This window comes from uncultured Brachyspira sp. (assembly GCF_944390845.1).
GTDB classification, from domain to species: Bacteria; Spirochaetota; Brachyspiria; order Brachyspirales; family Brachyspiraceae; genus Brachyspira; species Brachyspira pulli.
Map to the genome: position 1 here is coordinate 65,908 of NZ_CALXRM010000006.1, position 11,351 is coordinate 77,258.

Sequence of the window (11,351 nt, forward strand, 5' to 3'; positions counted from 1 at the left end):
TCGGATACGCTTCGCGAAAGTGCAATTATAAAATTAGTACTAAATCATACTAAAAATGTTTTACATGTAAGATAGGTTATTAATTTGAGCTAAAATATAGTCCTTCGCTGAAGGCGGGCTGTGCCTGCTTCTTTGTGGCAATACCACAGGCACTCCCTACGGTCGCAAAAGAACTGGGGTGTTACGAAGTACGCAAACCTGCACGTTGTGTGCTTCGCAGTGGGCAAAGCCTGCATATATTTAAAATTTAAAAAAATTATTTTTGACAAAGTATAGTTGTTTAGGTATATATAAACTAAATAACAATAACAAAAAATTTTATACTTTAACGTTTTTATATCATCAAAATCAAATAGAGAAATCAGTACTAGAATCTGATGAATATATTAAAGTAAAATCTTCTTCACTATTGTCATAAGGAACAGATGCTATTTTTATATGAGAACAATCTATATCATCTCTAACCTCTTCTATAACTTCATTTAATATAAGTCTGAATGCTATATCAGTATCTACAACTATAGAAAAGAAATTAATAACATATTTTCCTTTTATATTTTCTGTTTCACCTGCATTCCAAGAATTTAAAAGACCAACTCCATTCCAATTCAAAACCGAATTCAAAATGTTTCCTATATTATTTATAGCATTGTTATATTTCTCAGGCAATTCATTTTCAAAAGGTTCTATCTCAAATTGTAAAACTAAATAATAACAATCTTCATTAGAAAGTTTATTATAATCAGAAAATTCTTTATAAAAATCATCTAAAAACTTTTTGTATTCTCTTGCATTCTCACATTCATATTCCTGCACTTCGCCTTTATTTCCAACCATTCCTGTATGCTTTACTATAGTTCCTTCATCTATCCAGCATTCAGCATAATATAGAGAACCATCTTCATTTTTATACAAAGTCACAATATTAGGCAGCTCTTCCAAATAAGGCTCTAAAGGCATACCATAAGAATCAAAAATTTCATCAGCAACTTTTTTATATTCAGAATCTTTATTAAACATTTTTCTAATTGAAAAAACTTTATCTGTTTCTTCATTTTTGAATTCTGCTTCAATAGTATAATCAATCTTAAATCTAACAAATACTAATTTTGAATTTTCTTCTTCTTTTATTTTATTTTTTACTTCTTCTAATTCTTCTATAGATTTTTTTATTAACTCTTTATCTAATTTTGATATAGCAGCTTCATTCATTGAAAATACACCGTCTACCAAATCATCACCAACATAAAACTTAAAAGTACAATAAGGATTATCAGCTTCCCAATTTATTGGTTTAATGATATCTTTAATAGCATTTAATTTATCTTCATCACATAATATATAAGCTATAGCATTTAATTTATCTTCACCGTAATCAAGACCTTTAAGTAAATTTTTATCGCTGTCTTCATTAATATAATGATATTCTAAAGCTTCTATTGAATAATAATTTTCTATTTCTTCAGCCTGTCTTAAAAACTCATAATCACCTGGAACTAATTCAAGTCCCTTATTATTAGCTTCAACAGCACCTTCTTTATTTCCAAAATGAAGTCTTAATTTAGCAAGTTCCAACCAGCCCCAAGGATAAGTTGGTTCTTCAACAACACCCTGTTCCGCATATTTCAAAGCTTCTTCCAATTTACCGCAGTATATAAGAGCACATGCATATCTATAATACCAAGTACCGCATCCTTTAGCATTCTTCTCAGAATATTTCATAAATTCTTTTGACATATAATAATGCTCATAATTATCTATATTATTACATGCATAAGAATACCACAATGCTATATCCAAATCCTCTCTGGCTTCTTCTAATGTGAATTTATTTTCTTTAACGCCATTTTCAATAAATTCTTCCAAATAATTAAGCATCTTATAGAAATATCCGCCATTACCAGTATGAAATGATTTTAAAGTTTCAATGTCTTCACTGCTTAATAATCCCATACCATATCCTCCAAATACAACAAAACATATAACATTATTTTATAACATAAAACATAAAAATGTAAATATATGAAATCAATACATTACTTTCCAATAAAACAATTTATAAACTATTTTAAAAACTATTAATAATATCTTATTTATAATAAAATTTCTAAAAGGAAATAACATACTATAACATTTATACTATTTAATAAGTATATAATTAAAAATTAATAATTATCAAATAAATTTAGTAAAAAAGCCATATTATTTATAATAAAACTACATAAACTCTTTATTTTATTTCATATTAGTATATAATGTAGCAAAATTCAATTAGAAGGAAATGAAGATGGAAGTATCAGATAGAAGCTGGATTGTTACATTACTTTTAGCAATATTTTTACCTTTTCACAGATTTTATGTAGGAAAAATATGGACAGGTATATTATATTGGTTAACAGCAGGCGGTTTTGGTATATGGTATATTATAGATATTGTAATGATACTATTAGATAAGTTTACTGATAAAGAAGGCAGAAAACTAAAAAAATAATATAAACCAATATATTGATAAAAAATAGAATTATTAATAATTTCAGAATATTATAAATAAAATTCACATAAAACGATAAAAACATCACAAATTAATTAACATAATAATTTATTTTTATTGACTTTTTGTCTATTTGTGATATTCTAAAAAACGCCTAGTTCAATAAAAATAATAGGATATGTAACATGTTATTAAACCTAGCTTTTTCCTTAATCGGTGGTTTCGGACTTTTTATGTATGGTCTTAAAGTATTCTCTGATGGGCTTCAAGAAAGTACTGAAAATGCCTTAAAAGATATACTTCATAAGGTAACTCAAAATAAAATATTAGGTATATCTCTAGGTTTCTTAATAACAGCAATAGTTCAATCAAGTAGTGCTGTTACAGTTATGACTGTTAGCTTTGTAAATGCTAATATCTTAACCTTATCTCAAGCTATTAATATAATACTTGGTGCCAATATAGGTACTACTGTTACTGGTTGGATAATATCTTTAAATATAGATGTATTAGCTTTACCTTCTCTTGGTATAGGTTCAATTATAGTAATATTCGGCTCAGAAAATAGAAGATTGAGATTCTTCGGTGAAATATTAATGGGCTTTGGTATGATATTCTATGGTCTTATACTTATGAAAATGGCTTTTGAAGGTGTAAGAGGTTCTGAAGATTTTGAAAAAGTATTCCTAATGGCAAATGCCAATACTATGTACGGCAGATTCTTATGTGTAATGATTGGTATGATAGTTACTGCCATAATACAATCAAGTAGTGCTGCATTAGGTGTTACTATATCATTAGCTACTGTTGGTTTAATAGATTATCCTACTGGCGTAGCTTTGATATTAGGTCAAAACATAGGTACAACAATTACTGCTGTTTTGGCTACTTTAGGTGCTTCTACCAATGCTAAAAGAGCTGCTTTAGTTCACTGTTTATTTAACATATTCGGTGTTATATATATGTTCTTCCTATTCCCATATTATATTAAATTAGTTGATATAATAGTTGGTTTTATAAATATAGGAGATCCTAATCTTGTAGTAGACAATAAATACGTTAATATATCATTCTATATAGCCGCTGCTCACAGTATATTTAATATTATAAACGTTGTAGTATTCTATTTCTTAACAGAAAAATTAGAAAAAATAGTTTGTCTTATCATTAAAGAAAAAGAAGATGAAAAACATGTTAGCATACTTTCAGATAAATTACTTAATATGCCTGTTTCTGCTGAAATAGAAGTTAGAAAAGAAGTTACTTATATGGGTGAAATAGCTCAAAAAATGTTAGCTAGAATAGAACAATTATTTGATAATCCTAGTGAAAGACTTCTTACAAAAATTAGAGATCATGAAAAAATGCTTGATAATACAGATCAGGAAATACACTCTTTCCTATTAAAATTGCTTGGAAAAAATACATTAAATTCAGCAAACATTGCTTCATTAATAAATATTAGTACATATTATGAAAATTTAGGTGATAATCTAAAAGACTTAGGAAAAGCTATTATCAAAGGAAATGAAAAGAAAACATTATTTAGTGAAACACAAAAAGAAGATATATTAAAAATGATTCACAATAATAAAGAATTCATAGATTATTTATCTGAATTAATACTTCAATATTATTCTTTAAATAAAGAAAAAACTTATGATGAAGCTATGCAAAAGTATCATGAAATAAAAGCTTTCTATTACGAAGCTAGAGAAAGACATTATGATAATGTTGATAAATCATTGATACCTGCTTTAAATGCTCACTTATATGGAGATGTATTGGTTTACTTTAATAGATCTATTTCCAATCTAGTAAACATAGTAGAAGCTTTAACAGGAAAAGATAAATAAATAACATTAAATAATATTTTATTATTTATAAAATGGAATTACTTTATGCACTGAAAAATAGTTCCATTTTTATTTATATAATTTGCTAAAAATATATAATTCCAATATATTAGATATACCTAAACAAATATACTTTGTCAATTTTAGTTTTTTCAATTTTATTATTTGTGGTGGCTTTGCACACAGCGTACAGCTCTGTGTACTTCGTACACCACAGTTCTTTTACGACCTAATGAAGTTTAGTACAATTTTATCCTTGCAATTTTACGAAACGTGCCTGTGGCAGCTACTTTGACAAAGTCGCAAAAAACACAATTGCTAGAACTTTATATTAAAAATATATGTATTAAATATATGTTATAACCTAGATTTAGATTAAAAATACCGTTGTTCACGAAGCGTATCCAAGTTTATCGAGGATATAAGGTTATTTTTCGTTGTCCTAGGGAGTACATTTTATGTATGGCGTACAGATGGAAAAAGAACCAAAAAGTGCAAGTTTAAAAATTAGTACTAAATCATACTAAAATTGTTTTATATGTAAAATAATTTATTAAATTAAAGCCCTAATCTAGACTTTTTGCTTCTTTGTGGCAACAAAAGAAGTGGGGTATGGGGCAAAGACCCATATATTAAAAACAAAAATATAAATTTATTTTGACAAAATATAGTTGTTTATGTATATACAAAAATATTATTTATTTATAGGTATTCTTAAAAATATTTCCATACCAATAGAAAGCACATTACTATTTAATCTATTCCAAGCTTTTATTTCAGATATATCTACGTTAAATTTTCTAGCTATTATCCAAAGAGTATCACCAGATCTAACATGATACATTATATCTTTATATTCATAATCAGGAGGAGGTAAAGATTCAAAATAAACAAACCTACCCTCTCTTATTCTTTGCTGTTCTTCTTCATACTGTGCTAAATCAACTTGTTTAGCATTATCAAGTCCTTGAATAGGAATCATTACTTGCTGACCTATATTAAGACTTTTAGATTTTAATTTGTTTATTTCTACTATAGCATTAATAGGAACACCATAAAATTTAGATAAATGTGAAAGTGTTTCATTCATTTTTACTTCATGACGTCTGAAAGTTACTCTTTCACTTGCTGGTATCTTACCAAAAGTTTCATTAAATAAGTCACCTTTTCCTTCAGGTATTCTAAGAGGATATCTAACCATACCAGGAGGAGTTACACCTCTAGCTAAATGAGGATTCAAAGCTTTTAAATCATCAGTATCAACTTCTATCATTTTGGCTATAACAGATAAATCAGCAGCATCATCAACATAAACTAAATCGCCTTGAGGAAAAACTACTTTAGGTTTATTTATTTTAAAACCAAATTTTTCTGGGTTCTTAGCAATAATAACAGCAGCAACATATTTTGGTATATATTCTTCTGTTTCTTTAGGCAATACTCCAGCCGCTAATAAATCCTCAAAATCATTACTTTTTACCTCGCGAATAGCTCTGGATATTCTTCCGCCTCCTGCATTATAAGCAATTAAAGCAATTACCCAAGATTTAAAATTTTTATCAAGCCTTACTAAATGGTCGGCTGCCGCTTTAGTAGAACGTTCCGGATCAAATCTATCATCAGACCAATAATTAACTTTAAGATTATATATAGCACCTGTCATAGGCATAAACTGCCAAAGACCAGCTGCACCGGCATGTGATACTGCCTGAGGATTAAAATCACTTTCTATTATAGGCAAATAAGCCAAATCTTCAGGAACACCTTTAGCTTCAAAAACTTCTTTGATATAAGGCAAATATATTTGGGATCTATCTATAATCTTTTGCATATAGTTTTTCCAGCTGCCTTGATATCTATTTATATAATAAGAAACTCTATTACTTCTAAAATTGTTTACATCAAAACCTCTAAGCTCCACAACTTTTATATCACGTCCTAAAGATTCCCCGAATACACTGAGCTCATAAAGATTAACTCCATCAAGGGCCTTCCTTAAGTACATGTCAAATGTATCGCAGGAATTAGCAAACAACATTATTATTACAAGAAAAATAATTACTATGGTCTTTTTTATTTTTTTAATAATAAACCCGCCTTAAAAATTATATATTTTTATTTTATATATTTAACATTATTATTGAAAGATTTTCAACTTTTTTTTACATTTAAAAAATCGGATATTATGCCAAATAAGTTTAGATTTTATTAAAAACTTATATTTTTTTACAGTATATATATCAAATATTACTAGATAAAAAAATAGGCAATGTAAGTTAATACATTGCCTGGAATATTTATAAAATATTAATTATTTTTCTAAAGAAGCATAGAAAAATTTATGGAATCCTAATGGATTATATACTACATCTTTTAATTTAGGATTTACCAATAAAGGTTCTGTGAAGAAATATATAGGTATAGCACCCATATCTTCCTCTATAAGTATTTTTTCAGCTTCATGCATAGCCTGCATTCTTATATTATTATCATCTGTGGACATAGCAGTATTTATTAAATCATCATATCTTTTATTACTATAACCGCCATTATTTTGAGTATTATAGCTAGTGAATAAACTCATCATAGACATAGGATCAGAATAATCTGCTGACCAATAAAGTCTTCCTATCATAAAATTCTTTTCTAATAAAGTTTGACCTAATAAAGCATTATCTATTTGAGTGATGCTAGAATCTACATTAAGATGTTCTTTCCACATTTGCTGTACTGCTTCAAATATCTCAACATGATTGCCTGGATCTGTTTTAAATTCTATAACAGGAAATCCTTCACCATTAGGATATCCAGCTTCAGCAAAAAGCTGTTTAGCTATTTCTATATTTTTAGCATATCCGTCTTTTGATATATCATATAGATTACCTCCGTTAATTCTAAAATCACCTTTTACATCATTAACTGCATAAGGAACCCAACCGCCTGCAGGTTTTTGTCCGCCTTTTGTAACTTTTTCTACTATATAATTTCTATCAATAACAAGAGATAAAGCTTTTCTTACTCTTGGATCTTTCAAATATTCATTAGTAACATTTATAGGATAATAATATGTTGCTATAAGAGGCTTAATTTGAATTAAACCTTCATTCATAAGTGTTGGAATATCTTGTTGAGGAGGTTCATAAGCCATATGTAATGTACCGTCTTTTATACCAGCAACAGCAGCTGCTCCATTTTGCATAAGAACAAATGTTATTTTTTTGGCAATTATAGTATCAGCATTCCAATATTTATCATTTTTTACCATTATAATATTTTCATCTATATTACGTTCTGCCATAACATAAGGCCCATTACCTATATAAGTTTCTGGGCTTAATGTCCATTTATCACCATATTTTTCTATTATATCCTTTCTTAAAGGTGCAAAAGTTGGAAAAGCTATTACTTCTAAGAAATAAGCAGTAGGTGCTTCTAACTCTACAACTAATGTATGATCATCAACAGCTTTAATACCTAATGATTCAACCGGCATCTCTCCCCTAGTAATAGCCATAGCATTTTTTACTGGTTCATGCTGATAACTATACTCACTAGCAACTTTAGGGTCAACCTGTCTTCTCCAACTATAAACAAAATCTTCAGCAACTACTGGTTTTCCATCAGACCATGTTGAATTAGTTCTAAGAAAGAAAGTATAAGTTTTTCCATCTTCACTTATTTCCCATGATTCAGCAACACCTGGAACAATTTGATTATTTTTATCCCTTACTGTTAAGCCTTCAAATACATGAGATATATAAATTACCCCATATATTTGAGCATTTAAACTTGGATCTATAGTCTTTGGTTCTACACTAAGATTTACAATAATACCTTCATCATCAGTAACAACAGCATTTTTTTTACATGATACTGAAGAAAAAACTATTACAAATATAATAGCTAAACTAACTAGAAACGATAAATATTTTTTAGTTATCTTCATAATAAACTCCTTAAATTTATAATAATTTTCAATAAAAAAATTATTATTAAACATTAAAATAATTTTACATAACTTTACTAACTTAGTCAATTAAAAAAAGAAAAAAATTACTATATATAATTATAATTATATTTCGTTAAAACATTTTCCAGTATTTTTAAATTCTAACATATTGTTAACTGATATACTAACCATATTAAATAATGCTTCATCTGTATAAAATGCTGAATGAGGTGTTATTATTACATTATCCATAGTAAAAAATTCTTCTATAATACTGTCTTTCAATACTTCATTTTTTATATCTTTATTTACATATTCTATTTCATTTGAATATACATCTAAAGCCGCACCACCAACATATCCGCTTTTTAATGCTTCAAGCAAATCTTTATTATTAACTACAGTTCCCCTACTAACATTAATAATATAAACACCTTTTTTCATTTTTTTTATAGATTCTTCACAAATCATATTTTTTGTTTCTTTATTTGAAGGAACATGATAAATTATAACATCGCTATTTTTATACAATTCATCTAAACTTACATACTCAGCATATTTTTTTATCTCATCTTTCTGAGTTCTTGAATATACAAATATGTTTTTTGGAAAAAATCCTTTTAGATGTTTTATAGTCAAGCTTCCTATTCTTCCAGTACCTATAACTCCGATATTCAAATTTCTAATCTCTTTTGCTACAAGACCCGTACGTATAAAATTTCTATTGTAAGCATTAATAATTAAATTATTATAATGTCTAATCAAAGACAATAAAGAAAGAATAGTAAATTCACTAACAGAATTAGGAGAATATGCTGGTACATTAGCTATTTTGATACCTATTTTATTTGCATAATCAATGTCCACATTATCAAAACCAACAGATCTTGTACTCATATATTTTACACCATTAACTTTTAATTTATCAAGTACTTTATCTGTAATAGCATCTCTTGCATTAAATATTATAGAATCATAACGTTTAGATTCATCTGCATTCTGAAAATTTAAATGAAATTTATTAAGTGTAAATTTAATACTATATTTTTCTTCCATTAATTTAAAATATTCTAATTCATCATCTAAAACTGAATATACCAATATATTCATAATTTACTCCAATTAAAAAAGAAAAGAATAGTATTATTAATAAAATTTATAAAAAGACTTATTTAGATAATTCTTTTATTAGTTTTGATGCTTCTTTAAATCTATTTCTAATTTCTTTCCAATTTTTTTCCTGCAATAAATTTCTAGGACATAACCAAGAACCTCCGCAGGCAAAAACTAAAGGCTGCTGTAAATAATCTTTAACATCAGCTAATTTAACACCTCCAAGAGGCATAAATTTCACTCCTGTATGTTTATAAACAGAAGCAACATTTTTTATCCATTCAACTCCGCCGTATAAACCAGCATGAAAGAATTTAAGATATTTATAACCATAAGCTAAACATTGTTCTATTTCAGAAGGAGTAGCAACACCTGGAATATAATGATAATTTTTCTTTTTAGCATATTCAAGCATAACAGGCTGGAATCCAGGACTTATTATTATATCAGTACCTAAATCTAATATTCTATCAACTTGTTCTGTATTAATAACTGTGGCAGCGGCTCTTTGAAGATTAGGATAATCTTTAGCCAATATTTCTAAAGCTTTATATCCATATTCAGTTCTCATAGTAAGCTCTATAGAAGGCAAGAATTCCAAACAAAGTTCCGCAATATTTCTTATTTCTTCTTCAGTTTCAACAACAACAACAGGTATTATAGGTGTGGATATATATTTATCAAACATAGTATAAAAACTCCAAATATCTTTTATTACTTTTAATAATTAAGTTTTTGATAATCAAGTTTGAAAGAAAAATACATAAACAATAGCAAAGAATACTAAAAGTATAACAGCTCCCAAACCAAACATAACTAATCTAAAAGTACTGAATCTTGACAAAATCTTATCAAAAATAGTATCTTTATCTTTTTCAGGGTCATTTTCCTCACCTTCAATATAAACATCTTTGATAGGATTAAAAATTTTTAATTTTATAGGTTCAATTTCTTCTATTAAAGCACAATATCCATCGATTAATTTCAGCAAAATTTTTATTGATTTATCACAAACTGTTTTTTCTAAAACTTCTGCCGGAACTAAATATTTAGAATATTTATCTTTTTTCCCTTTCAGCTCTAAATAAATGATATTTTCTTCAACTGTGTTAGAATTTATGCTAACCATAACTTTATCGCCTGGTCTTATATCATTTATAGATGTACCGGATATTGGGTCAACTATAAATGAAGCATTAATAAGTTTGTAATTTGGTTCTTCAGGCTGTTTTGATAATTCAGATTTTTGATCTACTCCATTAGCAGAATCATTATATCCCAACTGAGAAGAAGAAGTATTTTCCAATTCCTTATGAATGCTTTCCAAGCCATTATAAACTTCTTCAAAACTAAGAAGTGTATTCGATAAATCAAAAGTTCCTATATGAAAGTCCATAAATCTATTTAAACTGCTTGAAAATATATCAATAATAGATATTACATTATTATTAGATTGGAATATTATCATATTATTAATATTTTTTTCATCATTAAAAATATCATCTAATACTTTTTGAAATTTTTCAAAAAGTATAGTCTTACGATAACTATTAAGCTTATTGTAAATCTTTATATGCTTATACATCTCTAAAAAACTAGTATAAGACTCTAAAAATCTAAGAAGCTTATGATCATCAGAAATAACAAAAGCTATATCTATTAATTTACTATGGTATTTATCTATAAAAAGCACTATATATATATATTTATTTAATTCACTATATTCTGCTAATATTTTCATAGCAAGAACTTCTTTACTAGAATCTATTTTTTGAGGGGACATAAATTACACCTACATAAAAAAATTTACGCAAATATTATATCATAAGTGATTATAATAAACAAGAGTAAAATTTCAAAGATGATGTTTAAGAGCCATAGATATTGCACACTTTTATTTTAAAAAAAGAAGGTATTCCTTATAATTTAAATTACTAGAAAT

At 27.0% G+C, this 11,351-nt stretch carries 8 protein-coding genes; 2 read left to right on the forward strand and 6 right to left on the reverse strand.

Annotation, left to right across the window (positions count from 1 at the left end):
* Positions 1-348: 348 nt before the first annotated feature.
* Positions 349-1,953 carry a M48 family metallopeptidase gene (locus Q0K52_RS02330; protein ID WP_297296054.1) on the reverse strand — a complete coding sequence of 535 codons (1,605 nt, stop codon included), beginning with the start codon at positions 1,951-1,953 and terminating at the stop codon, positions 349-351.
* A gap of 334 nt (positions 1,954-2,287) precedes the next feature.
* Between Q0K52_RS02330 and Q0K52_RS02335 the strand changes: the two genes are divergently transcribed.
* Positions 2,288-2,491: a TM2 domain-containing protein gene (locus Q0K52_RS02335; RefSeq protein ID WP_297296056.1), complete on the forward strand. Its 204-nt coding sequence runs from the start codon at positions 2,288-2,290 to the stop codon at positions 2,489-2,491.
* A 185-nt stretch (positions 2,492-2,676) separates the two neighbouring features.
* Entirely contained in the window at positions 2,677-4,347 is a 1,671-nt protein-coding gene (locus tag Q0K52_RS02340; RefSeq protein WP_297296058.1) for a Na/Pi cotransporter family protein, read from the forward strand.
* A gap of 694 nt (positions 4,348-5,041) precedes the next feature.
* Here Q0K52_RS02340 and Q0K52_RS02345 read toward each other — a convergent pair.
* The 5 genes from Q0K52_RS02345 to Q0K52_RS02365 form a co-directional block, all read right to left on the reverse strand.
* Positions 5,042-6,385, reverse strand: a complete 1,344-nt coding sequence (locus tag Q0K52_RS02345) for a lytic transglycosylase domain-containing protein (RefSeq protein WP_297296060.1) — start codon at positions 6,383-6,385, stop codon at positions 5,042-5,044.
* 273 nt (positions 6,386-6,658) lie between these two features.
* Positions 6,659-8,293, reverse strand: a complete 1,635-nt coding sequence (locus Q0K52_RS02350; RefSeq protein ID WP_297296062.1) for a peptide ABC transporter substrate-binding protein — start codon at positions 8,291-8,293, stop codon at positions 6,659-6,661.
* Positions 8,294-8,419: 126 nt separating this feature from the next.
* Complete coding sequence (locus Q0K52_RS02355) at positions 8,420-9,406, reverse strand: NAD(P)-dependent oxidoreductase (protein WP_297296064.1); 987 nt, start codon at positions 9,404-9,406, stop codon at positions 8,420-8,422.
* Positions 9,407-9,464: 58 nt separating this feature from the next.
* The gene (locus Q0K52_RS02360; RefSeq protein ID WP_297296066.1) at positions 9,465-10,097 is read right to left on the reverse strand and encodes a bifunctional 4-hydroxy-2-oxoglutarate aldolase/2-dehydro-3-deoxy-phosphogluconate aldolase; all 633 of its coding nucleotides are present in this window, start codon (positions 10,095-10,097) and stop codon (positions 9,465-9,467) included.
* A gap of 54 nt (positions 10,098-10,151) precedes the next feature.
* The gene (locus tag Q0K52_RS02365) at positions 10,152-11,192 is read right to left on the reverse strand and encodes a hypothetical protein (protein ID WP_297296068.1); all 1,041 of its coding nucleotides are present in this window, start codon (positions 11,190-11,192) and stop codon (positions 10,152-10,154) included.
* Positions 11,193-11,351: the final 159 nt, after the last annotated feature.

Excerpts from the sequence above, each read along its gene's own strand:
- Q0K52_RS02360 (WP_297296066.1), bottom strand. The coding sequence starts at position 10,097 with ATGTTTGATAAATATATATCCACACCTATAATACCTGTTGTTGTTGTT.
- Q0K52_RS02355 (WP_297296064.1), bottom strand. The coding sequence starts at position 9,406 with ATGAATATATTGGTATATTCAGTTTTAGATGATGAATTAGAATATTTT.
- Q0K52_RS02330 (WP_297296054.1), bottom strand. The coding sequence starts at position 1,953 with ATGGGATTATTAAGCAGTGAAGACATTGAAACTTTAAAATCATTTCAT.
- Q0K52_RS02350 (WP_297296062.1), bottom strand. The coding sequence starts at position 8,293 with ATGAAGATAACTAAAAAATATTTATCGTTTCTAGTTAGTTTAGCTATT.
- Q0K52_RS02340 (WP_297296058.1), top strand. The coding sequence starts at position 2,677 with ATGTTATTAAACCTAGCTTTTTCCTTAATCGGTGGTTTCGGACTTTTT.
- Q0K52_RS02365 (WP_297296068.1), bottom strand. The coding sequence starts at position 11,192 with ATGTCCCCTCAAAAAATAGATTCTAGTAAAGAAGTTCTTGCTATGAAA.
- Q0K52_RS02335 (WP_297296056.1), top strand. The coding sequence starts at position 2,288 with ATGGAAGTATCAGATAGAAGCTGGATTGTTACATTACTTTTAGCAATA.
- Q0K52_RS02345 (WP_297296060.1), bottom strand. The coding sequence starts at position 6,385 with ATGTTGTTTGCTAATTCCTGCGATACATTTGACATGTACTTAAGGAAG.